Consider the following 24,637-nt stretch of genomic DNA (forward strand, 5'->3'; position numbering starts at 1 on the left):
GCACGCGATGATGCGAACCCGCGCTCGGCGCCCGCACTCCGGCGCGATCCGCGCTCGTGCGATGCCTGCGACCGCGAGGGTCGACGGCGGACACGACGCTACAGACACAGGACAGACGCACGATGACGGCAGGCAAGATCACAGCAGCAGGCACGACGGCTGTCCATAACGCGACCATCCTAACCGATGCCCTGCGCCTGGCCCTCGAACAGGCACAGGCCCAGGTCAATGCCCTGGTGCTCGGCAAGGCGCAAGCAGTGCGCCTGGCCTTCGTCGCCCTGCTCTCCGACGGCCATCTGCTGATCGAGGATTTGCCCGGACTCGGCAAGACCACGCTCGCGCATGCCTTGGCCGCGACTCTCGGCCTGGAATTCCAGCGCGTGCAGTTCACCTCCGACCTGTTGCCGGCCGACGTGGTCGGCGTGTCGGTGTTCGACCCGCAATCGCGCCAGTTCCAATTCCATCCCGGCCCGGTGTTCACCCAGGTCCTGCTCGCCGACGAAATCAACCGCGCGCCGCCGCGCACCCAGAGCGCATTGCTCGAGGCGATGGCCGAACACCAGGTCACCGTCGACGGTCGCACCCATCCGCTGCCCGACCCGTTCTTCGTCATCGCCACACAGAACCCGGTCGATCTGTCGGGCACCTATCCCTTGCCGGATTCGCAGCTCGATCGCTTCCTGCTGCGCCTGCAGCTCGGCTATCCCGACGAAGCCGCCGAGCGCGACCTGCTCGCCGGCGCCGATCGCCGTAATCTGATCGCCCAGACCAAGCCGGTGTTGAGCACCGACGACGTGCTGGCGATCCGGCGCGCGGTCGACGCGGTCTATGTCAGCGACAGCCTGATCAACTATGTGCAGGCCCTGCTCGCACGCAGCCGCAAGCACCCCGGCGTGCGCGTAGGCCTGTCGCCGCGCGCCGGGCTGGCCCTGCTGCGCGCCTCGCGCGCGTACGCCCTGCTGCTGGGCCGCGCCCACGTCGTGCCCGAGGACGTGCAAGCGTTGTTCGCCCCCGTCGCCTCGCACCGCCTGGTCGCCGAGGCCGACGCCGCGCCCGACATCGCCAAGTCCATCCTCTACGCCGTGACGGTGGATTGAACGCGGCGATGGCGGCGACGCAGGCGCAGGACGATCTCGACCACGGCCCGACCCGGCCCGCTACACGGCGCTGGAGCGCACTGCGCGCACGCATGATGTCGCTGACGCGTCCGCGCCGGCCCGAGCCCTTGCCGGCGCGCTTCGACCGCCGCCGCATCTACGTGCTGCCGACCGGTTTCGGCCTGTTCTACGGCGCCCTGCTCGCGACCATGACCCTGGGCGCGCTGAACTACAACAACAACCCGGCCTTCCTGCTCGCCCTGTTGCTCGGCGGCGCCGGGCTCGCCAGCCTGATCGCGGCGCAGTTGCAACTGGCGGGTTTGAGCATCGTCGCGATCGACGCCGAACCGGTGCCGGCCGGCCTGCCCCTGATCGTGCGCGTCCATGCGCGCGCCGCCCCCGACCGGGTGCGCCGCGGCCTGCGCATCGACGATCACGGCGCGGCCGGCATCGACGCGACCGTGCTCGATCTCGAGCAGGGTGCCGGCGAAGCCGAACTGCGCATCGCTACCGAGCGACGCGGTTGGCTCGACCTGCCGCGCTTGCGCATATCGACGACCCGGCCGCTGGGCCTCGCCCGTGCCTGGGCGCATGTCTGGCCGGAAGCGCCGCTGCTGGTCTATCCGACCCCGGAAGCGCATGGCCCGCCGTTGCCGGTCGGCGGCGGCGATCAGGCGGTGACGCGATTGCATCCGAGCGGCGACGACGTCCATCACTTGCGCGCCTACCGTTTCGGCGATGCCCGGCGCGCCATCGCATGGAAGCATTCGGCGCGGCGCGACACCCTGCTGGTGCGCGAATACGAACAACCGCTCGGCGCCGACGTCGAACTGGAATGGCATCGCCTGACCGGCCTCGGCCAAGAGGCAAGGATTTCGCGCCTGGCGCGCTGGGTCGACGAGGCCGAACGCGACGGCTGCCGTTATCGGCTGAGCCTGCCGAACCAACCCACGCTCGGCCCCGGCACCGGGCCGGGGCATCGCCACGCTTGCCTGCGCGCACTGGCGCTGATGCCGCATGGCTAAGCCCGCCGCTCCGGCGCTGGAGCCGACCACCCGCCGCTGGGCCTTGCTGGCCGGCGCCTGCTGCCTGCTGCCCCTGTTGCTGCAACTGCCGCTGCAGATCGCCGCGGTGATCGCCGCGGCCGGCGTCGGCATCGGCGTGCTGTCCTGGCGCCGCCCCTTGCCGAGCGCCTTGCGCCTGGTGCTGCTGGTCGCGCTGATCGGCACCGTGCTGATCATGACCGGCTTCGCCCTCGGCCGCGACACCGGTTGCGCCCTGCTCGCGGCGATGTTCGCGCTGAAACCGTCCGAAACCCACACCCTGCGCGACGCGCGCAGCCTGATCGGCTTCGCCCTGTTCGGCCCGTTCGCGACCTTCCTGCTCGACCAGGGGCCGCTGTCGCTCACCCTCGGTCTGGCCGCGGCGATGTTCGCCCTGTCCACCCTGCAACGCCTGGCCGAAATCGAATCGCGCCCGGACCCGCTGCGCGCGGTCGAGCCGGCGCAAACGCATTGGCAACGCCTGCTCGCGATCGGCCGCCTGGTGGCGATCGGATTGCCGCTCGCGCTGGCGGTCTTCTGGCTGTTCCCGCGCCTGAGCTCGCCGTTATGGGGCGTGCCCGAGCGCGCCCTCGCCCGCCCCGGCCTGTCCGACCGGATGAGCCCGGGCGAGATGGTCGACCTGATGAACGACGAGACCGTGACGCTGCGCGCGCGCTTTCGCGGCGCGGCGCCGCCGACCTCGCAGATGTACTGGCGCGGGCCGGTACTGTGGAACTTCGACGGCCGCGAATGGACCCAGCCGCGCTGGTTCCAGGGCCTGCCGGCGGCCCCGATGCGCGCGGGGCGCACCAACTGGGATTACGAACTCGAAGTCGAGCCCACCGACACGCGCCAGTTCGTCTCGCTCGATCTGCCGCGCGAAGCGCCGCCCGGCACGCACTTGTCGATCGATCACGGCATCTACGCCGACCGTGCGCTGACCTCGTTGAGCCGCTGGCGCCTGCAATCGGCGCCGCCGGCCTCGTACGAGCCGCAGTTGCGCGAAACCCTGCGCCGCGCCGCCCTGTCCCTGCCCAGCGGCTACAACCCGCGCACCCTCGCCCTGGCGCAGCGCTGGCGCGCCGAAGCCGGCAACAACGACACCGTCATCGTCGACCGCGCCCTGGCGATGATCCGTCGCGAGTTCGTCTACACCCTGGCCACGCCCTTGCTCGGCCGGCACTCGGTCGACGAGTTCCTGTTCGATCACAAGGCCGGCTTCTGCGAACACTTCAGCTCCTCGTTCGTGGTGCTGATGCGCGCCGCCGGCATTCCCGCCCGCGTGGTCACCGGTTACGCCGGCGGCTATTTCAACCCGGTCGGCAACTACTGGCTGGTGCGCCGCTCCGACGCCCACGCCTGGGCCGAGGTCTGGCTGCAGGGCCGCGGCTGGGTGCGGGTGGACCCGACCGCCGCGGTTGCGCCGGAACGCATCTACGACACCCTCGCCGACCGCCGCCCCGGCGCCGGCGGGCTGTTCGGCGGCATCGCCGGGGCGACGCCGTTGTTCAACCTCAGCGACTGGCTGCGCCGCGGCTGGAACGATTTCGTGCTCGGTTTCGATGCCAGCCGCCAGCAGCGCATGCTGCAGCCGTTCGGCGTCGACCGTCTGGACAGCGGCAAACTGATCGCCCTGTTCGTGCTGTTCGCCAGCCTCACCCTGCTGTGGATGGTCTGGCTCAGCAGCCGCGGCGAGCGCGAGCGCGACCCGGTCCTGCGCGCCTGGCACCGGCTGTCGCGCCGCTATCGCCGCCTCGGCCTGGAGCGCGAGGCGCACGAGCCGGCGCTGGCCTGGGCTGAACGTGTGACCAAGGCCCGCCCGGATTTGGGCGAAAGCCTGCTCCGGCTCAGCCAACATTTCAGCGATTGGCGGTACGCTGGTGGCCAACCCGGGCGGCGCGAGGCCCGAGAACTGCGCAATGAACTGGTCCGGGCGCTACGCGCACACCGCCCCGGCCCCACTGGAGAACGTCGATGAAGCTCCGACTTGCCTTACTCGCTGCCGGCGTCGCGCTGATCAGCGCCTGCGCCTCGCAGCCCAAACCGTTGCAGGGGGCGTTCACCGCCCTGACCCCGTCCGATGCCGCAGCCCAGGACAGCACCGGCGCCGTCGTGCGCTGGGGCGGCCGCATCGTCAACGTCGAACCGCAGGCCAACCGCACCTGCTTCGAGATGATCTCGACCCGCCTGGGCGATTCCGGCCGGCCGTACTGGGCCACCGACGACATCGGCGGCCGCTTCCTCGCCTGCCGCGCCGGCTTCTACGACCCGGCCCTGTTCGAGCGCAACCGCGAAGTGACCTTCACCGGCCGCATCTCCGGTTACGAGTCGCGCCGCATCGGCGAATACGACTACCGGTTCCCGAAACTCGATGCCGACGTCGTCTATCTGTGGCCGGTGCGCGAGCGCGTCGACGTGATCGAACGCCCGGCGCCGTGGCCGTGGTGGGGCTGGTGGTGAGGCACCGCGCAATCGTTTCGCGATTGCGGTAACGAACGAAGGCGCCTGTGGGCGCCTTCGTTGGTTTTGGGGCGTGGATATGCAACGGTCCGGGCACGTTCCCGTGCTGCGAAGCAGGAGCAAATCCCCCCTTCCCCCCTTTTCAAAGGGGGAAAAGCCGGCGCATTCTCGATGCGATGAGGCGCCGGTCAGCGCGGGGTGCCGAAGCGGCCTAGCTGGGCGCCGGCGAGCAGATGCAGGTGGATCTGGAACACGGTCTGGCCGCCGTCGCCGTTGCAGTTCATGACCAGGCGATAGCCGTCCTCGGCGAAACCTTCGCGCTGGGCGAACGCCGCGGCGGCATGAGCCAGGCGGCCGACGATCACGGCCTGGTCGGGCTGCAAATCGTTAAGCGTGGCGATCGGCGTCTTCGGCACGAACAGCACGTGCACCGGCGCCTGCGGCGCGATGTCGCGGAATGCGATGAGGTCGTCGTCCTCGTAGACGACGTCGGCGGGAATCTCGCGACGGATGATCTTGCCGAAGATGGTGGTGTCGGTCATGAGAGCCGGGATTCGGGATTGGGGAGTCGGGAATCGTACCGCGCCGCCGACGACGAAACTTGAGCAGTCGCGTCCTTCCCGTCCTCTCGCCGTCGAACCTCGCCGGCCATCGAATCATTCGAGTCGCCAGGCTTCGCTTCAACCGATTCCCGATTCCCGACTCCCAATTCCCGCCCTACTGCGGCACTTCGCTGCGGCTGCCGAAGGCATGCGAGAGGGTGCCGCGGTCGACGTATTCGAGTTCGCCGCCGAGCGGTACGCCATGGGCGAGCCGGCTCGGCCGCACTTGGTGCTGGCGGGCGAGCTGGGCGAGGTAGTGCGCGGTGGCCTCGCCTTCGACGGTGGGATTGGTGGCGATGATGAGTTCCTGCACCTCGCCCTCGGCCAGGCGCGTGGCCAAGGTGTCCAGGCCGAGCTCGCGCGGGCCGATGCCGTCGAGCGGGCTCAGGCGGCCCTGCAGGATGAAGTACAAGCCGCGATAACCGGTGGCCTGTTCGATCGCCAGCCGGTCGGCCGGCGACTCGACCGCGCACAACAGATGCGCATCGCGCGAACCGCTGGCGCAGGTCGCGCAGACTTCGGTCTCGCTGAAATCGCGGCAACGCACGCAATGGCCGATCTTCTCGATCGCCTCGGCGAGCGCGTCCGATAAACGCTGGCCGCCGCTGCGCTCGCGTTCGAGCACGTGGTAGGCCATGCGCTGGGCCGACTTCTGACCGACGCCCGGCAACACCCGGAAGGCGTCGATCAGTTGTTCGAGCAGGCGACTGCTCATGCCTGCGCCGGCATCGGAACGGAACGGACGGTCGTCATCGCGGTCGCTTCGGCTCGCCGGATTATTCGGAGGTCGGGAAACTGCTGCGCGCCATCGGTTCGCGATTCATCGCGCGCACGACGTTCAGGCACAGGATCGCGCCGAGCAGCGGGATCATCCACACCAGCGCCGACTGCAGGCCTTTCTGCAGGCCGGTCAGGTCGGGCTCGCGCCAGACCGTCCAGGTCGCGTACAGATCCAGCCCGAGCAACGCGGCCGCAACCAATGCGGTGGTGATGCCGATATGCAGATTCATCGATGAGCGCCAGCGGTCAGAACGGCAGCTTCATGCCCGGGGGCATCGGCATGCCGGCGGTCGCGGCCGACATCTTCGCCTGCGATTCGCTGTTGATCTTGTTGACCGCATCGTTGAACGCCGCGGCGATCAAGTCCTCGACCATTTCCTGATCGGCGAGCACGCTCGGATCGATGCGCACTTTGCGGCAATCCATGCGGCCGGTCAGGGTCACGCTGACCATGCCGCCGCCGGCGCTGCCGGTGACTTCGATCTTGGCCAATTCTTCCTGGGCGCGCTGCACGTTTTCCTGCATCTTCTGCGCCTGTTGCATGAGTTGGGCGATGTTGCCGCGCATGATGGTCCTGCCTCTTGGTCGTGAAAGTAATCGGTGGATCGAGGCCGCAGTCTGCCGCAGCCTCATGTCGTCGGTGATGTAGTTGGGCCGCAAACCGCGCGGCGCAAGGGTTGCGGTCAGGCCTCGTCGAAGGGACGGATCGAATCCGGCACCACCTTGGCGCCGTGCACGTCGATCAGACGACGCACGTCGGGGTCGTTCATGAAACGCTCCTCGGCCGAAGCCTGGCGCTCGTCGCGCGCGCGCAGGTTGCGCGCATGCAGCGATTCGCCGGCCGCGCTGGCCGCTTCGAAGCGGATCTGCGGCGCTGCACCGAGGCGGCTCGCCAAGGCGTCGGCGACCATCTTGATCAAGGCCGGTGCGCGCAGATGGTCGTCGTCGGCCGGCAAGGACAAGGTCAGCACGCCGTCGCCGTAAGCCACGAAACTGGCGTGCTCGGCGAGGATGCGGGCCGGGCCGCGCAGGCCGCTAGCATCGACCAGCGCATGCCAGGCGTCGTCGTCGGCGATACCACCGGCCGAGACCGAGGCCGCGCGGGCCGGCATCGTGATCGGCTCGGACGGACGCGCCGGCACTGCGGGTGCAGAGACGGTCTCCATCCGCGGCGCGACGACCGAAGTTTCGCTGTCGGGGCCGGGGCTGCCGAACAGGCTCGGACCCGGATCGACCGGCGCCGTCGGCGACGCCATGTCGCGCACCGGCTCGGCCGCGGCCTGGGTCGGTACTGCGACCGGCGCTTCCGGGCGCAGCTCGACGCGCTCGGGCGCGGCTGCGCGTTCGACGAAGGGTGCCGTCGCCCGGGCCGGCACTTCGGTTCGGTCCGACACTCGGTGATTGTTCGGCTTGGGCGAAAGCTCTTCGTCCGGCCAGGTCAGCGGAGGCCGGGCCTGCGGCTCGGCATCGGCCTGGGGCTTGGCGGCCACGACCGGTTGCACGCGCGGCGCCGGTTCGGAGGGCGCCGATTCGGACGGCACCGTGGCGATCGGCTTGGGTTCCGGCTTCGCCACCGGCGCCGCGACGGGCTCCGGCTGCGGATTCGGACGCGCCGTGGTCTCCTGCACCGGCGCTTCCGAGGCCGGCACCTTGCTCGCTTCGAGGTTCGGCGCCGCTTGGCGCCCACCGCCCATCTCGCGCATCGCCGCTGCGGCCTGGGCCGCCGCGCTGGCACTGGCGCTGCGCGCCGGCTCGCTGCGACCGCCCGACGACGGCGCCGGGCCGGCATCGCCGCCGGCCCCGGCCGGACGGAACGCCAGCATGCGCAGCACGCTCATCTCGAAACCTGCCCGCGGGCTCGGCGCCAGCGGCAGATCGCGGCGGCCGTTGACGCTCATCTGGTACCACAGCTGCACGACTTCGGGCCGCAGTTGCTCGGCCAGGGTGTCGACATCGACCCCGTCGGCCTCGACCGCGGCCTCGGGCACGAGCTGGCGCACCTGGATCCGGTGCAGCGCATCGGCCAGGGTTTCCAGCACCCCGCCCCAGTCCGGCGAGAACTCGGCCAGGGTCGCGACCTCGTCGAGCAGGCGCTGACCGTCGCCGTCGGCCAGGGCGGCCAGGACCGCACCGACCCGGGTCCGGTCGACCGTGCCGAGCATCGCCGCCACTGCAGCCCCTTCCAGGCGCGCATCACTGCCGGCGCCGCTGTAGGCGATGGCCTGATCGAGCAAGGACAGGCCGTCGCGCAGGCTGCCGTCGGCGGCCTTGCTGAGCTGGCGGATCGCGGCCTCGTCGACCGGGATGCCCTCGGCGGCGAGGATCCGGGTCATCTGCCCGGAAATCTGCTGCTCGTCCAGGCGCTTGAGGTTGAACTGCAGGCAGCGCGACAGCACCGTCACCGGCAGTTTCTGCGGGTCGGTGGTGGCGAGCAGGAACTTGACGTGCCCCGGCGGCTCCTCGAGCGTCTTCAGCAGCGCGTTGAACGCCGACTTCGACAGCATGTGGACTTCGTCGATCAGGTAGACCTTGACCCGTCCGCGGCTCGGCATGTACTGGGCGTTGTCGATCACTTCGCGCACGTCGTCGACACCGGTGTTGCTGGCGGCGTCGATCTCGAGCAGGTCGATGTAGCGGCCGGCGTCGATGTCCAGGCAGGCGTTGCACTCGCCGCAGGGGTCGGCCGAGGTGCCGCGCTCGCAGTTCAGCGACTTGGCGAAGATGCGCGCGATCGTGGTCTTGCCGACGCCGCGGGTACCGGTGAACAAGAAGGCGTGATGGACGCGCCCGGTGCCGAGCGCGTTGGTCAGCGCGCGCACCACGTGTTCCTGCCCGACCAGCTCGGCGAAACGCTTCGGGCGCCACTTGCGGGCGAGGACGAGATACGACATCGGATCCTTTGCGATAAGGCGTTCTGACGGGTCGGACGCGGTGCGCACGACGCCGTCCGGGCGCTCGCGACGGAAGCCGGGAGCGAAGCGTGAACGAACCTCCACATTGTGCCACGCCCCACCCCGGCGCCCGAGCCTCGGCGCACCTGTGCGGCGGCGGCCGAAGCCTCGGCTTGTTACCGGGCCCCGCCGCGGCTAGAATTCCCGGCTCTGCACGGCCCGCGACAGCGCCCGCACAGATCCCGGAGAGGTGTCCGAGTGGTTGAAGGAGCACGCCTGGAAAGTGTGTAAGCGTCTAAACCGCGCTTCGGGGGTTCGAATCCCCCTCTCTCCGCCAGATTACGAAACAAGCCCCTGACGACCTCAGGGGCTTGTTTCGTTTGGGGCGCCGGTAACGCGCGTTGCCGGCCGCCGGGAAGCCGGGCCTCGGCACCTCCGTGGGCCTACGCGCCCATGCGGGAGCACGCGCGGCGGCATCAAGGCCGCCATCGAGGGATCCATGCCATGAAGAGAACCCTGCCGTTCCATCCGCCTCGATGCATCAAGATTCTTGGTCGACCGACCCCAGACTCGGACAGCCAAGACCGGGCCTCGCCCATGCAGGCACACGGGAGAGGCATTCCTAGGTGAAGGACAAAAGCAAAAGCAAAATCGAAATCCAACTCGGCGAAGACGAGCTCAGGCAGGTCGCGCTGTTCGCAGCGACCTGCGCCCGGCGCGTGCTGCCGATCTTCGAGGCCGCCTGCCCGAGCGACCATCGCCCGCGCGAAGCCATCGCCGAGGCGGAGGCTTTTGCCGCCGGCAACAAGCGCACTGCAACGCTGCGCGCGTGCGCCTGGGCAGCTTATGCGGCCGCTCACGAAACCAGGGACGCGGCTGCAGCCAACGCCGCGCATGCCGCCAGCCACGCCGCAGCCGCGGCTTATCTGCATCCCCTCGCCACCCCGCACCAAGTCAAACACGTACTCGGCGCGGCGGCGCATCAAGCACTCGCCCTCGAACTCGAAGCCCGGAACAACAGCACCGTCGGTAGAGAACAACTGCACTGGGCCGCGAACCTCGCATCGCCCGCGGTACGCAGCGTCCTGCGACGCCTGCCGTCCCCGGCTCAAGGTCGCGGACGCTTCAGCGAACTCTTGAATGAGCTCGATGCCGAATTACGGCGTTGAGCACCAGTCGAGACACTCAAGGTTTGCGCGGGCGCCCGGTCCGCAATGGGGATCATGAAACCATAGCTAGTCCAGGCAAACCGTCTTGATCGGCAAGCGGTCCTTGTAAGAAAAATACTCTTTGCAGTCGCGATCGTAGCGTTTGGTTTGCCGCATGCCGACATCGCCGGCCGATAAAAACTCGGACAGGCTCGTGTTGCCGTCCCGATTCCAATCCATGTCGCTCCACGAATAGCCCTTATCCAGGGCAGCTACCGAGCGGAGCGATAAATAAAGCATCAATGCAAAGCAGGCTGCGATAAGCAACCACCCTGCCACACCGGATTTACTCATCACTTGCGTTCTGACCTTAACGCATCGGACAGCCGATTTCGTTCACTCAAAAGCAAAACCACACCTAATCGCGGACAGAACGTCCCTCGAACGACGGTGGGCATCGCCATCGAGACCCATCAGCCTGCCCTGAAAGCCGCCGCAGCAGCAGCTATCGCCAGCAAGTGAACGACTCCGAATATAAGCCATTCGCGCGCATTGAATGTGGCCATCATGAAAAATGGATTGCGAGAAACCGGTTTTCGCCCCAGCCTCTTGTTATTCAGATGAAAGACGAAATTGCCCCAGACTGACGGGATAAGCATAAAAAGAACCAAAAAAGCCAGTTGCGCAGCTGGCATCCTGCCAATGACATCGAACATCTGATCTACAGGATCCATACTCAACCTATCCGTCCCATATCTTGGCGCTCCAACATTCCGCCGACGGCTACGCGACCTTTGAGCTATCCCGTCCGCGCCCGAAGCCCTTAGAAGTGCTCGCCTGCTCTGACCCGATTTTTTATGAGCGACTGCTACTTTTGCCCTCTACCAAAGGATTCAATAATTTTCTCCAAAAAATCTGACTCCCATCCCACCCATTCGTCAGCTTGCAATTTTTCGGAGACTTGATCTTCGGAAATGACATAATCGAAAACACCACTTTCCTTCGCTGACCAGCGCTCAAAGGTACTAGCATCGAAGACTGCCAGTATAGCGAAGTGCTAGTCGACGTCCTCGTAAGCCACCCATTTCGACTGCTCACCGCTAACAACAATAATGGAACCGAAAATCTCGAAGGGTCCTTGCGTTACATGAAGTCGCAAATCTTTTATTTCATCGGCATTCGATACTGAAAAAAACAGATCTCGCTCAGGCTGCTCTTGCAGTCGGACAAGAACAGAAATAGGCGTTCCGTTTGCCTTTAAATTTTCGCCGAGCATGAACTCCAAGAAGTTGCGGGTATCAAATATTCCAGCACCAATAACAAAAAAACCTTGGAGCTTGCCTTCGCTGAACACATAATCAGGAAATGCAGCTTGCCAATTTATGGCGTTCCTTAATTCGTCGGCAGCTGGGCCTTTCGGGATTGATTGAGAGGTCATAAGCTTCGATCCTGGCTGAATCGCAATTTGGCAAGGGGGTAACGCTTGCCGGCAGCTCGGAGGTCGGCAGAAGGTCCGCCAGTGCTACCAGAGACCCGGATATATCGTAGGTGTATCTTCCCTTGGTCACTGCGAACCGGGTCAGAGTGGCTTCCGACAGTGGCTAGACGGAAAGGTGCTCTGACCCGGCTTTTTACTCTGGAACGTAATGGTCAGCCATCTACTCCTGCTGCCGCTTTTTTGCATTGCGGCCTGTTCCAGGCTCTCACCGGTTACAGCCCAAAGTCGTGACAAGCTGAATTGGCGTCTTCCTGGGCGGAAATTTCCAGCTTTCCACTCGAGCTCTGGCCTGCACGTCGCATTTTATGTCCTTCGACGATCTCTTAAATCTGGCGTTGGAGACCTTGCCAGCCGGCGAGACAGTAAACTCAATTTTCACCGCAGAAGCAGAGGTCAGAACAGGCTTCGCGCCGCCTTTATTAACGGGTGCTGGCGCAGGCTCCTTCGAGCTCACCAGCGAAAGCAGATCAATGGCGGGGCCTTTGCCCCAAGAAACCTTTCCCGAATGCTTGCCCACAAGGATTTTGTCCTTGTCGGGAGATCCATCGATTCCCGTACGAGGAGTGATCTGCCAGTGGGAACCCTGACTGACTGGTGCATCTGTCGCGCCACAGCCGCCTATGTACCGCTCACAATAGAATAGCGCGACGGCGCCGGCTTGTTTCTCCGTCACCCCAGCTTTCAGATTGATCAAGCCGACTTGGTCTGCCAAATCCCGTTCTGCTGTTTTGATTTCTTGCGCGTTTGCGAATGTGCAAACGCTGAGAATCAGAGCTGCCAATGCAGTTTTCATCAGTTCACCTGTGCATGTAGGGCGCCAGTGCGAACCCGGGCCAGAGTGGCTTCCGACAGGGGCTAGACGGAAAGGTGCTCTGACCCGGTTTTTTACTCTACCCCTTAGTCGGAGACGATCCTTTCCATGCTCACGACATAGATACCAAGCTGCTTGCATGCTGTAACCGAGATCATTCCCGGGATTCGCGCGGAGTAAGCAATTAGTCCCTCGACCCTGACATTGACTCCGTGCAAGGCCGAAGCCTTCGCAATCATGGCGTCGTTGTCATCGTCAATGAGGACAGGCAGACAGTACCTACTACTTGGGTTCTCGACCGACGTCCAAGTCGGATATATCTCTCTACCCTCACCCTTCCAATAGAGGCGTCCATCGATAGATACGCGGCGCGCAATCATTACCGAAGGATCTATAAAGTATTGTTCGCTTTTTGAATCCAGCCCCGCTCCCTTTGCGAAAACTGGGAACGAGCACAAAACCCAAAGCAACACTAAAAAACCCCTCATTAGATGCCTCAATAGACTTAAGGTCACGGCATAGAAAAGAAGGCAGGTTTATTCCAGCCAGAAAAAAGAGGAAATGAACCTTACCCCATATTTCTCACCTGCTATTTTCAAGGTCGATAAGCCTCGCTTGATCGGGAGAGGCTAAAGCAAAGTAATTCCGGCTTTGGCGAGACAAGCGGAGAGCCCTTTGAGGTCAAAGTACCTCCCGTCGCCAGGGATCCCCGAGAAATCAATATTGGGATCGCTCTTCTGCTTCGATTCCTTGAGCGAGAGGGCGATGAAGGCGATGCTTTCGCACCCAAGATCCTCTGCATGCGCGAGTCTAAGCTGGACCCAAGACTTGTCGTTCATCGTGTCATCATAGACAGGATAAATAAACTCGTTGTAGCTGGTTGCGGGTATGTAGGCGTAGTCATTCCCGCACCGAGCATCACGCGAATCGCCATAGGCAAATAGAATCTTCTGGCCGATCGAGTACGGCTGATCCGTGCATATGAGTATCTTCTTGGGCTTCTTGCCTTTCGTGAAATCGACTTGATACTTAAAAATTCGCGACGCAGACACAGCTTCTGGCATTGCCCCCCACCTTATTACGCCTACGCCATAGACTGACGCCTTCGCTAAACGCTCAGCCATTGGCCTTGACGCGACCACCTTATCGGCCATCGCCGCACCGCTCGAAGCGCTCAAAATAAGAACCAGCGCCGAACTACGAAATACTTGTGAAATGACCTCACTTCTTATATTTCGCACGGCAGTTCCCATAATGGCATTAGCCTTTCGCTGTTCCCGCATGCACTTCAGCCTTGTTTTTCACGCCCAAGCACAGCACCTGCGAACCAGGTCAGAGTGGCTTCCGACAGGGGCTAGGCGGAAGGTGCTCTGACCCGGTTTTTAAATTTCTGAGAATGAACCACCCTCTTTATCATGAAGGGTACTTGGCGCCAAATTCATCCGTGTGGACATAGATTTTGCATCGTTGACCGGCTCAACGAGAGATGGCATCTGGCTGATACTTAAGTATTGCTGCGACCACCTCTTCTCGATTTTTCTTCAGCAGATCAAGTGGGCGATCGCCGTATTCGTTCTCCACGAGCAAGCTGGCTCCGTTTTTCAATAGAGCATCAACGACTGGCGCATATCCGAACATGATTGCGTAGTGAAGCGCCGTATGGCCGATACCGCCCGGGATGTCGATATTTGATATTACCGGAAGCATGAGTTTCAGGTCGTCGATGCCACCACTAAGTGCGGCCAAATGCAGTGGCGTCTCTCCGTCGGCTCCCCGATCATCAAAATTTCTAATATTGAAGTCAACGAATATCTCGTGCATTCGATATTTATCGAGCAGGTTGGCGAGTTCATTATTCATTCATCACATTCCTCAGGGCAGAGTTCCTTAAACTCTTTTTCGAGCTTGGTGATCGTCGCATTGCTTCGTGCAATGTCGCCAATATGTCGACCGCCAGGAAACTTGCTACTGGGCCACTTGGAGTCCTAGGCTGAGCGCAATCGATTCAGCGTCTTATGGTGCTCGATACGGTTCTTTAAATGCCTGAACGGGTCTGGGTCGTAGGCAACACCGGCTCGCTGGATATCCTTATAAGCTTGATACTCCTCTCCCCGCTCCATCTTCTCGCTGTACATGCGAGCTCAAGCACCGGCTCCCATCGCCTCACATGGCGCGCCCCCCCCAACGAAGGGGAGTACAGCAATAGTGCAGCGCCCGTAGTGTAGGCCGAAACCGTAGCGCCGCCGGCAACCAGAGCCTGTAGCGCTAGTGTCAGCCCCGTTCTTGATGGTGGCACGAATCCGCGCACGGGATAGACTGATGTGGGACTGTTGTTGCGTCCAAGCCAAACAGATCTACGTTGCTCATTGGGGCATTGCCCGCATACGCGAATGTGCTCAGTCCGCCTCGTATGCCAATGGGATCGCTTTGAATGTATAAGCAGGACCCAAGACTTGTCGTTCATCGTGTCATCACAGACAGGATAAACAAACTCGTTGTAACTGGTTGCGGGTATGTAGGCGTAGTCATTCCCGCACCGAGCATCACGCGAATCGCCATAGGCAAACAGGACCTTCTGACCGACCGAGTATGGCTGGTCGGTGCATATGAGTATTTTCTTGGACTTCCCCCTTTCGTGAAGTCGATTTGATATTTAAAAATTCGTGGCACAGACACGGCCTCTGGCACTGCCCCCACCTTATTACGCCTACGCCATAGACTGACGCCTTCGCTGAACGCTCAGCCATTGGTCTTGATGCAACCACCTTATCGGCTATGGCCGCACTGCCTTGAATGAAAAGCAAGGCAAACAGGAATTTTTTCATTAGGGATCGCATGCGCATTGTTGAGCAACGCCGTGCGCACGCTGCCGGCTAGCTTGCCGCCCTGTTAGTAAACTACGAGCGATAAACTCGGCGCCGGGATTATTTCGGAAAACGCCCACCTTATTTCATATCGCCTACCTACATGAATACCAAGTAATCAATGGTGCTCAGGCATGGGCGCAGCCATGCCCCCAGGATACTAACCAGATAGGCAACCGCCCAAAGCCAAATCAATTTACCCGAACGCCGCGATTTTCCTCAATCCATTTCCTACAATTTTCCTGCAATTGCCTTCGATTTCCTGGCTTGTTCACCCACTCGAAATATGCAAAAACACCCCGCTCAGCCAGCTGCTTCGTGACTTCGCCGGGAAGCACCTCCTCGAACGGAACCATCTTGAACTCATATAAAAGGAAAAAAGCCAAATCCCCGACGGCAAAATTGTTTACTTTCGTCGGCTCGGAACGAGGATCCATCATCTGCGTTGAATCGGAAATCCGATCCAACAAACATGACTTCGCGACCTCTCGGTTATTACTTATTTTTAGATATGCGGGATCAGTCTCCGGCCATCCATCCCGGAGAGGCATGCTTTTTATTTCAGCAAGACTATCGCACGCCTCGGCTTTACCCATAGCTTTCGCGTTCGTCCCCTGCGAAGAGCACGAAGCCAACAAAAACAGGAAGCCACCAAAAAAAAGTGCCTTCATACCTCACCTCCCCTTATAGGCATTGAATTTTATCGCTCGCTTACCATTGTCCGGCCTCATGTACAACGGCACTCGGCTCGGCGGAGCGGGATAAGGTGGCGCCCGAGAATATTGCGGACTACTCGTATAATGCATGCCACTAGTAAAGGCATTCACAGGACGCTGCAAGTAATAAGACAAAGTGCGCGCGATATTACTGTCCCCGACACCCGCATTGCAGCCATAAATGTAGAACTCGGCACCATTTGACATTCTCCCCGGGCCAATTCCTTTCGCATCCTCCGCAAAAAGATTCGTGCCTTCACCCGCACCCTCACCAATCATGAGGGCCGAGGCCCCAGCATGGCCAAAGTAGTAAGCACGATCAACCGGCGCTCCAGTCAACAGCGCATTACTAAAATCAGACACGCTAGACACCCTAATAGTCTCACTGGTCCAGCCCTCACTCGCCAGAAACGTACTTACGGTTGCGGCAGCCAACTCAAAGGAGCGGCCCGGGTTATGTATACCCAACCCGGGATCACCTACCATCAGCAGAGCCCTAAGCAAACCAAAAGGGTCAACAGAAGATAACGGACTAGCATCTGTATAGCTGAAGGTATTGACTCCGCCCCTCAATCCAATCGGATCACTCTGCACATAACGACCCGTTCCCGCATCGTAATCCCGGAAGTAGTTGTAGTTCAGCCCCGTAGCCGCATCAAAGCGCTGCCCCGGGAACCGCATATCGAACACGAACGCGGTGCCGTCCTGATCCGGGTCCTGGTTCGGCGGGTTGTTGCCGAAGGCTTCGCCCTTCGCGTCCCAGGTCCAGACCGCGAGGTTGCGGCTCGGGTCGATCACCGCGCGCGGTAATGCGAACCGGGTCAGAGTGGCTTCCGACAGGGGCTAGACGGAAGTTGCTCTGACCCGGTTTTTGGTTGCCGGGATGCCCTACAAGAAAAAAGGCCCCGTTGCCGGGGCCTTAAAGATGGCTGCGAAATGTCTATGGATTCCTGAGCGATTCAGACCCCGTTGCCGGCGCCTTTGAGGCTCTGCGGCTACCGCTCTATTTATCGCTGACAGCTTCCATGTGTATTACATATATGCCCAACTGCTTACAGGAATTTACCGAGATTGAATCTGCGTCCGAAGAAACGAAAGAAATTATTCCGTAGATTTTAACGTTCTTCCCGCTAAGTTTTTCGGCCGCCTCGCTCGTCGAGTCATCTTTCTGGTTTATGAGTACTGGGAGGCAGTAATCGCGAGGCGCCGGGGTGCCCGCCCAAGTCGGATAGAGATTCCTGTCTTCGTTGCTCCATTGCAGGCGTCCGCTAATCGATACCCGTCTCGCAATGGCTGGAGAGGGATCCCTAAGGATCTGTGTGGATAATCTTTCTTCATTGGTTTCGGCGACGGCGCTCGCTATATTTACGCCGGAGAGGGACAAGCCTAGTAGTATGATAAAAGCGGCTTTCATGTGACCTCCGTTAGCTTGTTTCCGGGCTCTCTACGGACTTAGTCGGTTCTGAAATTGATTGAGACGGCTCTGGATGTTCCGAAGATCATTAAGGGGCAGTGTGCCTCTTAGTATCCTGTACTGGAACTGGCCTTTGTCGATTTCAAGTACGCCATAAACCGAGTTTCTAACTATGTAGCTCGGATATCCAAGCAAAACAGCTTCATGTTCGCCATATCCTGGGATCGATTCAAATTGTTTACCCTTCGGATGGGAATGGCAAATGGCAGCGGTTTCCTCTCTGGTTATCGAAAAATCGCCTTTGACTCCCTTGGCGGTTTCCTGCGTAGGTGCCGGAATAATCGTGAAGCTTCCATCCTTCCCGATAGACGCGAAGTGCTCATCTGTCTCCGAGCGATCTAGTCGTCGGCCATTTGCGAGAAATATTTGATCGGTGGCTGCGCTACCGATAACTGTTCTGCTGCCATGCCTTGTGGTGTCGTAATTGCTTGCATTGAAGCATTTTCGCTCTTGCTTTAGTTGTGGCGGGCACTCTAGTCCAAACGGGTCTGCGGCGGTCAGCGGACTGCCTCCTGCATATCCAAAGGTACTTAATCCACCACTCAAGCCAATCGGGTCACTTTGTATATAGCGGCCTATGGTCGGATCATAGTCGCGGAAGTAATTGTAGATCAATCCGCTTGCCGCATCGAACCGCTGCCCCGGAAACCGCATATCGAATACGAACGCGGTGCCGTCCTGATCGGGGTCCTGGTTCGGCGGGTTGTTGCCGAAGGCTTCGCCCTTCGCGTCCCAGGTCCAGACCGCGAGGTTGCGGCTCGGGTCGATCACCGCGCGCGGGGTGCCCAGGTGGTCGGGTTGCACGTAACGCAGGGTCTGCGCCACGCCGGCACCGACGGCCAGGCCGACCGGTGCATCGCCTAGCCAGATCGCCTGCTGCTTGGTCGCGCCGTTGGCGTCGTAGTCGCCGAGCCAATGGCCGGCCTCGTCGTACAGCGTGTAGCCGGTGATCGCGCCGGTGGCGTTGTCGGCTCGCGAGACCCGCTCGCCCTTGGCGTTGTAGATGAACTCCCTGGCCATGCCACCTATGCTGGTGGTGTTGCCGAAAGAAAGGTCCCGTTGCCCCGGCCTTTAATCAATTTCCCTGCTACGTTCAAAATTCCACGCGAAGTTAAATAATTTCACGATCAGCTTTAAAATTCAGCCCAGACAACATAAGGACAGAAGAGGGGCGCTTCATTTCTAGAGCGCCCCTCTATTTCCAACAGCACGACCCTTCCCAGACTAGCTCTCAGAAAGTCTCTTGCACCGCACCAGGAAAGCGCTCTTTTTTCAAGACGAAGCCCCCCTCACCCATGAATCCATTTTTGGTCACTGGCGAACCTCCATCCATTAGCTCAACGTCATTCTTAGGAACGCAGTATCGCTCACTAAAAATTGGCCTTGAGTACTTCAGGCAATAAACATCCCCTGAGAAGTCGTATAAATACCAAGTTCCAGCGGAACTTTTATCCGATGCCACTACTATGGATTTCAGCTCATCGCCTGAGACATGCTTAGGCTTGGTAAGAATCCAACCAAACAGTCCGGCGAGCGCAAGTGCAGGTATGGCAATTTTTCCCCATATAGTCATAGCACTCTCGATTATTTTTGGTGATAAGGCTTCTGCAGCGAATTATCTTTACGCGTACTTTTCCAAATCTCGATCTTATCTGCCAGCGCACGCGGTGTCGGTGCTCCAAACGTTAGCGGATAAGTCCAATCTCTAAAAGATATTTGAGCCGCTGGCAAAGTGTAGTTGAGCGCCTCCTGTATCCATGTGGCGCAGTTATCTCGAAGCGCCCACTCCCATTTCTTCTTAACAAATTCATTAAAGCGACTTAGCTGCTCTGCGCTTAAATTCATGTAAAAACTTGTTTCCGCCGTATAACTATCCGGATGATTTCGCTCTATATTTCTCCAAAGATCATTCCCTGGCTGTGGCGGCAATCCTTTTGTTAATCGATGTCCGAGTTCCCAGGCTCCGTAAGTCTCAAGCAGCATGCCGCGATCTGAGTAACGACCAATCCAAGCATGACCATCCGTCGAAGATGATTCCGAGGTTACATTTGTATGAACACCTAAGATATCCAATCCATAGAGGTCAACCGACAAGCCCGGGGATGAACCAACATAGCTATAGGTATTCATCCCACCATCAAGCCCAATCGGATCACTCTGCACATAACGACCCGTTCCCGCATCGTAGTCCCGGAAGTAGTTGTAGTTCAGCCCGGTAGCCGCATCAAAACGCTGCCCAGGGAACCGCATATCGAACACGAACGCGGTGCCGTCCAGATCGGGGTCCTGGTTCGGCGGGTTGTTGCCGAAGGCCTCGCCCTTGGCGTCCCAAGTCCAGACCGCGAGGTTGCGGCTCGGGTCGATCACCGCGCGCGGGGTGCCCAGGTGGTCGGGTTGCACGTAACGCAGGGTCTGCGCCACGCCGGCACCGACGGCCAGGCCGACCGGTGCATCGCCTAGCCAGATCGCCTGCTGCTTGGTCGCGCCGTTGGCGTCGTAGTCGCCGAGCCAATGGCCGGCCTCGTCGTACAGCGTGTAGCCGGTGATCGCACCGGTGGCGTTGTCGGCCCGCGAGACCCGCTCGCCCTTGGCGTTGTAGCGGTAGCTGGCCTTGACCACGCCGGCCTGTTTGACCTGGCTCATGCGGTCGTTGGCGTTGTAGACGAACTCCCGGGCCGTGCCGCCGATGCTGGTGGTGTTGCCGACTAGGTCGTAGCCACGGCCGACGCCGCCGACGTTGCTCAGGCGGTGGCTGGTGCCCGGATAGGTGTAGTTGGTGGTGATGCCGCCGTGCAGCAGGCTGTTGCGGTTGCCGGTGGCGTCGTAGCCGTAGGTCTCCAGCGGCGTGCCGGTCGGGCCGTCGCGGGTGATCTTGAGGCGGCCCAGGGTGTCGTAGTCGTACTTGGCCAGGAACGCGCTTTGCAGGCCGTCCTTGAGTTCGGTCAGTTCGCCGACTTCGTTATAGCCGTAGGCCAGCGACAAGCCACCGGCAGCGTTGTCGTGGATGGTCTTGGCGCGGTAGTCCTGATCGTAGGTACGGGCCAGGCTGCGGCCGTTGCCGTAGGTCCAGCCGGTGGCCGGGCCGAACGGTTCATAAGCCGCATTGTTGAGCAGCACCGTGCGCACGCCGCCGGCCGGCTTGATGCCGACTTCGGTGACCTGGTCCAGGGTGTTGCGGACGTAGTCGACGATGGCGTTGTCCGGGTAGGTGATGGTGCGCACCTGGCCCGAGCTGGTGTAGGCGTAGCGCAGGGTGAAGCTGCGGGTGCCGACGGTCTGCACCTTACGCACGAGCTGGCCCCAGCGGTCGTAGCAGTACTTCAGCTCGGTGCCGTCGCTGCGCATCGCGGTCACACGTCCGAGGGCGAAGTTCTCGCCGGCGGCGCAGACCGAGTTGACCGTGTCGTAGTCGTACTCGACGTCGGCGGCGCCGCCGCTGTACGAGATCGTCTTCGGCCGGTTCAGGGCGTCGTAGGTGTAGGTGTGCGGGCTGGCGTCGTTGGCGTCCTGCTTGCTCGCGAGCAAGCCGGCGCTGTTATAGCCGTAGGTGGTGGTACCCGTGTCCGGGCTCGACAACTGGACTTGATCGCCGAAGCCGTTGTAGCCGTAGGTGGTGTTGAGGCCCTTCGGGTCGGTGACCTTGGTGACTTGATCGAGCGCGTTGTACTCGAGCTTGGTCTCGACCGCGAGGCCGCCGACGTCCTGCAGGGTGCGGCTCAGGCGATTGAGCGGGTCGTGATCCTGGTTGGTGACGCGGCTCAAGGCGTCGGTGGTCAGGTCCGGATTGCCATCGTTGTCGTAGCTGAAGCTGGTCGCGTGGGCCAGCGAGTCCTTGGCGGTCTGCAACTGCCCCAGGGTGTTGAACACGCGTGACAGGGTGCGCTTCAAGGTGCCGGAGGCGGTCTTCGTGTCTTCCTGCTTGCGATTGCCCGCCAGGTCGAGGGTGTACTGGATCTTGTTGCCGGCCTTGTCGGCCACGCTGGTCAGGCGCTGGGCGCTGTCGTAGGTGTAGGTGATGTAGGCGCCGCCCGGCGGGGTGATGCGCTTGACCAGGCCGGTCGGCCAGTACTCGACCCGGGTGATGCGGTCGTCGGTCTCGACGCTGTTGTCGGCTCCGCGCACCTTGGTTGCGGCCAACCAGCCGCGCGGGTGGTACTCGTAATCGGTGACGATGCCGTTGGCGTCGACGACCGACAACGGACGGCCCTGCGGGTCGTAGCCAAAGGTTTCGGTGACGCGGCCTAGCGCATCGACGACCTTGCGCAGGTCGCCCTTGCGGTAGGTGCACAGCGCCGGCTGCGTCGCGCAGGTGCTGTCGTCGCTGCCGTAGTACTGGAACGTCGTGACGTCGTTGACGTCGGTGCGCGGACCATCGACCGACTTGACCAGCCCCAGGATCGGGCAGGTGCTGTTGCTCGCGGCCACGTCGGCGGCTTCGCAGTAGGCATAGGTCGTCGTGCGGGTCTGGTTGCTGACGGTATCGCGTACGGTGACCGTAACCGGCTGCAGGCGCGCGTTGCGGACGATGCGGGTCTCGCGATTGCCGACCTGGGTCAGCAACGTGCGGTTGCTGGCAAGGTCGCGGCGTTCCGCGCTGGTGCGCTCCTGCGCGAGTCCGACCGCTTCCTTGACCGTATGCGTGCGCGCTAGCTGCCCGGTCACCGAGTCATTCGCCTCGGCATACGTGTGCTTGGTCTGGGTGCCGTTGCGGTCGGTGACGGTGTCGAGGCGACGGCGGAAGTCGACGGTCTCGTCGTAGTAAGTCCTGCCGATGGTGCCGCGAGTGTCGGTCAGGTCGCTGACCTTGCGCGGTGCGCCGCTCGCCGGCGACGCCGTCAAGCCATAGGTGGTCTGCTGGCCCAGCACATCAGTGACGGCGGAACCGCCGGCCGTGGGATAGACCAACTCGACGCGTTCGACGCCGCCCGAAAGCACGGTCGCGGCGATGCGGTTCTTGGCGTCGTAACTGTAGGTGCTGTAACGCTGGCCGCCTTCGCTGCTGACGCCGGTCAGATTGTGCGGAAACCTCGCATCTTGGTAGTGATAGGTGCGCTGTTCGCTGCCGGGGTAAGTGACGGCCTCGACCTGTCCGTTCGCGTTATAGCTGTATGTCGCCAAGGCCGCGCCGGCCGAGCGGATCGCGGTGATCGGCGCGTCGTCGCCGAGGGCGATGTACTCGAACGCCAAGCTGCGGCCACTGTTGTGAGCGATCGCGGCCAAGCGGCGCATGCCGTCGTAGCTATAACTCAGGATCGAGCCGTTCTCTAAGCGCTGTTCCAGCAAACGGCCGGCGGCGTCGAAACGCAAAACCCGGTCGCTGCGATGCATCAGCCACTGCGCGCCGTCGGCGACGACCCGGTCGCCGCTTTGGTTATTCGCCTCGTAGGCGCTACCGGCCTGGGTGAAGGCGACCTGGGTGCCGTCGGCTTCGATGAAGCCGATCCGCACCGTCGGGTCGGAAGGCGTGGTCGGATCGGGGCCGACCAACAGCCGCAGGTTATGCGAATGCGTCCAGCCATGGCCGAAGCCGCCGGCGACGGTCGAAGTCGACGAGTGGTAATAACGGTCGAAGGCGACCCAGCCGAGATCGAAATCGCGCGTCTGCTCGGACTTGTCGCCGGTGGCGGGGTCGCAACGGGCGCCGACCGGGCAATCGTTGTTCGGCAACGGCTCGCTGTAATACACCATATCGAAGCTGGGCCCGGCGGCACAGGCGCTGAGATCGCTCTTCCAGCTCATGAGCAGGCCGGGGCAACTGGCCGCTCGATCCTTGACGATTCTGACCTGGGTCCCGCTGAGGTAACAGGCGCCGCCACCGCCGGGCGCCACCATGTACTTCACCTCGGCGGGATTGGATTCGCGGATCGCGATCGGGCTGGTCGACCAGGTGAGATCCGTTGTCCAGACCGTCGGCGTAACCGTGCTGGCCGCCGCGCAGCCCTGAGCGACGCTCTGGGCGTCGTAGTCCTGCTTGATGCGGGCGACGATCGCCTCCATCGAAGTCTGCGTCGGCGTGCCCGACGGGTCGTTGAGCTCCTTGTAGGCCCAATCGGTCAAGGTCGGCGGCTTGGGCTCGATGGCGTACTTGTAGACGGTCTTGCTGTTCAGCGCGACCTGGCTTTTGACGTACATGCTCATCGGCGGACCGCCGAACTGGGCGAAATAATTCCTGATGCCTTGCTGCATCGCGGCTTCGGTGGTCTGCGGCGCTAAGGCAAGGCTGTTGGTGCGCCACAGCTTTACCGTTTCCTGCGCCTGCGCGCCCGAAGCGAGCAGCAAGCCCAGTGAGGCCAGAGTCAGGTTCCAGCCAATATGGGTTCGAGCCGGCCGGCGCTCGGCCTCATTGTCGGCATCCGTTGCGACAACTGTCATGGTCATTCCTTCTATGGAGCTTGGAGAGGCCGTACGCACGCTCGGTGAGGGAGGACCGCCGGCGCCGGCATGGGGGATTCGATATCCGAAAGCGAAGCGTCGGGCATCGTGTGCAGCTTGATCGTTGCTTATGTCCGGGCGGCGACGCGTGGCCGCCGGTTCGAGCCGGGGCATGGCGGCGGCGCCGCGTTTGCGACAACGAAAGTCAGGGCGGTTTCGATCTCGGCGGCTGGCCGAAGCACGGCCGTGGCGGCCGCTGTGCGTGCGGGCAAATCCATCTGCATTGCTCCCTTTCCTTAGGTCGGCAAGTCGATACTACGCCCGCGCATCTCAACGACAGCGACGCGTGCTGAGCGTCGACAACGGATGCATGCAAGGGCGTGTTCGGCGCTCACTGTAGGCGCAACGGGTTCGCGAAAGCCAGTACAAGGCGAGGCCTTTGCGCAAAATTACAAACAGAGACGCCGCGCACAAAATATCGCGACTGCGGCGCAATCGCCGCGATCTATCGAGCGGCTTTCGCAGGCCGTCTCGACGCGAGCTAAATACCGGATGACCGGCATCCATTCGATGCGGCTCGAATACCACGCCAAGGCCTTCCCCGCCCGACGTCCCAGCGCATCCACGCCGCTGTCGCAACATCACTGCACCACTGCCGCAGCAAGGCGTGAGGGTCGTGGAGACCGCTGCCAGAGCGCGACCGCGGACTCACTAAGACGGATCGTTACAAACCTTGTGGCCGTTGTCCGGGAAAACTGCGCCGTGCATCGCATCGGCCATGACAAGCGACGCCTAGATTGCGCCCGACGTTCGCGACCGTACGTGCCCGGTGTGGCCCCACCGCCGGTCGCGACCGTCACGCCATGCCCGATCCGGGCACT

19 protein-coding genes, 1 tRNA gene and 2 pseudogenes are annotated in these 24,637 nt (G+C 62.0%); 6 read left to right on the forward strand and 16 right to left on the reverse strand.

Features of this window, described 5'->3' with window-relative positions:
* The first annotated feature begins 122 nt into the window (after positions 1-122).
* From ACKN61_RS16570 to ACKN61_RS16585, 4 genes are all read left to right on the forward strand, one after another.
* Positions 123-1,097, forward strand: coding sequence for a MoxR family ATPase (locus tag ACKN61_RS16570; protein ID WP_031373701.1), 975 nt, complete (start codon positions 123-125; stop codon positions 1,095-1,097).
* A 92-nt stretch (positions 1,098-1,189) separates the two neighbouring features.
* Entirely contained in the window at positions 1,190-2,122 is a 933-nt protein-coding gene (locus ACKN61_RS16575; RefSeq protein ID WP_408953847.1) for a DUF58 domain-containing protein, read from the forward strand.
* Positions 2,115-4,118 (forward strand): DUF3488 and DUF4129 domain-containing transglutaminase family protein, encoded by a 2,004-nt coding sequence (locus ACKN61_RS16580; RefSeq protein WP_408950455.1) that lies wholly within the window; start codon positions 2,115-2,117, stop codon positions 4,116-4,118. The genes ACKN61_RS16575 and ACKN61_RS16580 overlap by 8 nt, the downstream gene beginning before the upstream one ends.
* Positions 4,115-4,600, forward strand: coding sequence for a Slp family lipoprotein (locus tag ACKN61_RS16585; protein ID WP_408950456.1), 486 nt, complete (start codon positions 4,115-4,117; stop codon positions 4,598-4,600). The genes ACKN61_RS16580 and ACKN61_RS16585 overlap by 4 nt, the downstream gene beginning before the upstream one ends.
* 188 nt (positions 4,601-4,788) lie before the next feature.
* Here the strand turns inward: ACKN61_RS16585 and ACKN61_RS16590 are convergent, their stop codons facing one another.
* The 5 genes from ACKN61_RS16590 to dnaX form a co-directional block, all read right to left on the reverse strand.
* On the reverse strand, positions 4,789-5,142 hold the full coding sequence (locus ACKN61_RS16590; RefSeq protein WP_408950457.1) for a histidine triad nucleotide-binding protein: 354 nt from the start codon (positions 5,140-5,142) through the stop codon (positions 4,789-4,791).
* 175 nt (positions 5,143-5,317) lie between these two features.
* Positions 5,318-5,917, reverse strand: a complete 600-nt coding sequence (gene recR, locus ACKN61_RS16595; protein WP_031373706.1) for a recombination mediator RecR — start codon at positions 5,915-5,917, stop codon at positions 5,318-5,320.
* Between the two features lie 61 nt (positions 5,918-5,978).
* Complete coding sequence (locus ACKN61_RS16600; RefSeq protein WP_031373707.1) at positions 5,979-6,212, reverse strand: hypothetical protein; 234 nt, start codon at positions 6,210-6,212, stop codon at positions 5,979-5,981.
* Positions 6,213-6,228: 16 nt separating this feature from the next.
* Positions 6,229-6,549, reverse strand: a complete 321-nt coding sequence (locus tag ACKN61_RS16605) for a YbaB/EbfC family nucleoid-associated protein (protein ID WP_031373708.1) — start codon at positions 6,547-6,549, stop codon at positions 6,229-6,231.
* 116 nt (positions 6,550-6,665) lie between these two features.
* Positions 6,666-8,873: a DNA polymerase III subunit gamma/tau gene (gene dnaX, locus ACKN61_RS16610; protein WP_408950458.1), complete on the reverse strand. Its 2,208-nt coding sequence runs from the start codon at positions 8,871-8,873 to the stop codon at positions 6,666-6,668.
* A gap of 244 nt (positions 8,874-9,117) precedes the next feature.
* On the opposite strand from dnaX, the gene ACKN61_RS16615 reads away from it, so the two are divergent.
* Positions 9,118-9,210 (forward strand) — tRNA-Ser (locus ACKN61_RS16615).
* Between the two features lie 289 nt (positions 9,211-9,499).
* On the forward strand, positions 9,500-10,042 hold the full coding sequence (locus tag ACKN61_RS16620) for a putative immunity protein (RefSeq protein WP_408950459.1): 543 nt from the start codon (positions 9,500-9,502) through the stop codon (positions 10,040-10,042).
* Positions 10,043-10,108: 66 nt separating this feature from the next.
* Here the strand turns inward: ACKN61_RS16620 and ACKN61_RS16625 are convergent, their stop codons facing one another.
* The 11 genes and pseudogenes from ACKN61_RS16625 to ACKN61_RS16675 all read right to left on the reverse strand — a co-directional run bounded on the left by ACKN61_RS16625 (position 10,109) and on the right by ACKN61_RS16675 (position 23,756).
* Positions 10,109-10,375 (reverse strand): hypothetical protein, encoded by a 267-nt coding sequence (locus ACKN61_RS16625; protein ID WP_408950460.1) that lies wholly within the window; start codon positions 10,373-10,375, stop codon positions 10,109-10,111.
* Between the two features lie 119 nt (positions 10,376-10,494).
* Positions 10,495-10,755, reverse strand: a complete 261-nt coding sequence (locus ACKN61_RS16630) for a hypothetical protein (RefSeq protein WP_408950461.1) — start codon at positions 10,753-10,755, stop codon at positions 10,495-10,497.
* Positions 10,756-11,078: 323 nt separating this feature from the next.
* Positions 11,079-11,459, reverse strand: a complete 381-nt coding sequence (locus ACKN61_RS16635; protein ID WP_408950462.1) for a hypothetical protein — start codon at positions 11,457-11,459, stop codon at positions 11,079-11,081.
* A 265-nt stretch (positions 11,460-11,724) separates the two neighbouring features.
* A complete protein-coding gene (locus ACKN61_RS16640) occupies positions 11,725-12,312 on the reverse strand; it encodes a TonB family protein (RefSeq protein WP_408950463.1) in 588 nt (195 codons plus the stop codon).
* 647 nt (positions 12,313-12,959) lie between these two features.
* Complete coding sequence (locus tag ACKN61_RS16645) at positions 12,960-13,583, reverse strand: hypothetical protein (RefSeq protein WP_408950464.1); 624 nt, start codon at positions 13,581-13,583, stop codon at positions 12,960-12,962.
* Between the two features lie 223 nt (positions 13,584-13,806).
* On the reverse strand, positions 13,807-14,190 hold the full coding sequence (locus tag ACKN61_RS16650; RefSeq protein ID WP_408950465.1) for an ankyrin repeat domain-containing protein: 384 nt from the start codon (positions 14,188-14,190) through the stop codon (positions 13,807-13,809).
* Between the two features lie 1,195 nt (positions 14,191-15,385).
* Positions 15,386-15,865 (reverse strand): hypothetical protein, encoded by a 480-nt coding sequence (locus ACKN61_RS16655; protein WP_408950466.1) that lies wholly within the window; start codon positions 15,863-15,865, stop codon positions 15,386-15,388.
* 3 nt (positions 15,866-15,868) lie between these two features.
* Positions 15,869-16,717 (reverse strand): annotated as a pseudogene (locus tag ACKN61_RS16660) (RHS repeat-associated core domain-containing protein); the annotation flags it as partial.
* 637 nt (positions 16,718-17,354) lie between these two features.
* Positions 17,355-18,428 (reverse strand): annotated as a pseudogene (locus ACKN61_RS16665) (RHS repeat-associated core domain-containing protein); the annotation flags it as partial.
* 187 nt (positions 18,429-18,615) lie between these two features.
* Positions 18,616-18,957, reverse strand: coding sequence for a hypothetical protein (locus ACKN61_RS16670; RefSeq protein WP_408950467.1), 342 nt, complete (start codon positions 18,955-18,957; stop codon positions 18,616-18,618).
* 11 nt (positions 18,958-18,968) lie between these two features.
* The gene (locus ACKN61_RS16675) at positions 18,969-23,756 is read right to left on the reverse strand and encodes an RHS repeat-associated core domain-containing protein (protein WP_408950468.1); all 4,788 of its coding nucleotides are present in this window, start codon (positions 23,754-23,756) and stop codon (positions 18,969-18,971) included.
* Positions 23,757-24,637 lie beyond the last annotated feature (881 nt).

It is taken from the genome of Lysobacter sp. Hz25, from assembly GCF_046097045.1.
Classification (GTDB): domain Bacteria; phylum Pseudomonadota; class Gammaproteobacteria; order Xanthomonadales; family Xanthomonadaceae; genus Lysobacter; species Lysobacter antibioticus_B.

Excerpts from the sequence above, each read along its gene's own strand:
- ACKN61_RS16630 (WP_408950461.1), bottom strand. The coding sequence starts at position 10,755 with ATGGATCCTGTAGATCAGATGTTCGATGTCATTGGCAGGATGCCAGCT.
- ACKN61_RS16590 (WP_408950457.1), bottom strand. The coding sequence starts at position 5,142 with ATGACCGACACCACCATCTTCGGCAAGATCATCCGTCGCGAGATTCCC.
- ACKN61_RS16585 (WP_408950456.1), top strand. The coding sequence starts at position 4,115 with ATGAAGCTCCGACTTGCCTTACTCGCTGCCGGCGTCGCGCTGATCAGC.
- ACKN61_RS16605 (WP_031373708.1), bottom strand. The coding sequence starts at position 6,549 with ATGCGCGGCAACATCGCCCAACTCATGCAACAGGCGCAGAAGATGCAG.
- ACKN61_RS16670 (WP_408950467.1), bottom strand. The coding sequence starts at position 18,957 with ATGACTATATGGGGAAAAATTGCCATACCTGCACTTGCGCTCGCCGGA.
- ACKN61_RS16650 (WP_408950465.1), bottom strand. The coding sequence starts at position 14,190 with ATGAATAATGAACTCGCCAACCTGCTCGATAAATATCGAATGCACGAG.
- ACKN61_RS16635 (WP_408950462.1), bottom strand. The coding sequence starts at position 11,459 with ATGACCTCTCAATCAATCCCGAAAGGCCCAGCTGCCGACGAATTAAGG.
- ACKN61_RS16655 (WP_408950466.1), bottom strand. The coding sequence starts at position 15,865 with ATGAAGGCACTTTTTTTTGGTGGCTTCCTGTTTTTGTTGGCTTCGTGC.
- ACKN61_RS16640 (WP_408950463.1), bottom strand. The coding sequence starts at position 12,312 with ATGAAAACTGCATTGGCAGCTCTGATTCTCAGCGTTTGCACATTCGCA.
- ACKN61_RS16645 (WP_408950464.1), bottom strand. The coding sequence starts at position 13,583 with ATGGGAACTGCCGTGCGAAATATAAGAAGTGAGGTCATTTCACAAGTA.
- ACKN61_RS16675 (WP_408950468.1), bottom strand. The coding sequence starts at position 23,756 with ATGACAGTTGTCGCAACGGATGCCGACAATGAGGCCGAGCGCCGGCCG.
- ACKN61_RS16570 (WP_031373701.1), top strand. The coding sequence starts at position 123 with ATGACGGCAGGCAAGATCACAGCAGCAGGCACGACGGCTGTCCATAAC.
- ACKN61_RS16580 (WP_408950455.1), top strand. The coding sequence starts at position 2,115 with ATGGCTAAGCCCGCCGCTCCGGCGCTGGAGCCGACCACCCGCCGCTGG.
- recR (WP_031373706.1), bottom strand. The coding sequence starts at position 5,917 with ATGAGCAGTCGCCTGCTCGAACAACTGATCGACGCCTTCCGGGTGTTG.
- ACKN61_RS16575 (WP_408953847.1), top strand. The coding sequence starts at position 1,190 with ATGATGTCGCTGACGCGTCCGCGCCGGCCCGAGCCCTTGCCGGCGCGC.
- ACKN61_RS16600 (WP_031373707.1), bottom strand. The coding sequence starts at position 6,212 with ATGAATCTGCATATCGGCATCACCACCGCATTGGTTGCGGCCGCGTTG.
- ACKN61_RS16625 (WP_408950460.1), bottom strand. The coding sequence starts at position 10,375 with ATGAGTAAATCCGGTGTGGCAGGGTGGTTGCTTATCGCAGCCTGCTTT.
- dnaX (WP_408950458.1), bottom strand. The coding sequence starts at position 8,873 with ATGTCGTATCTCGTCCTCGCCCGCAAGTGGCGCCCGAAGCGTTTCGCC.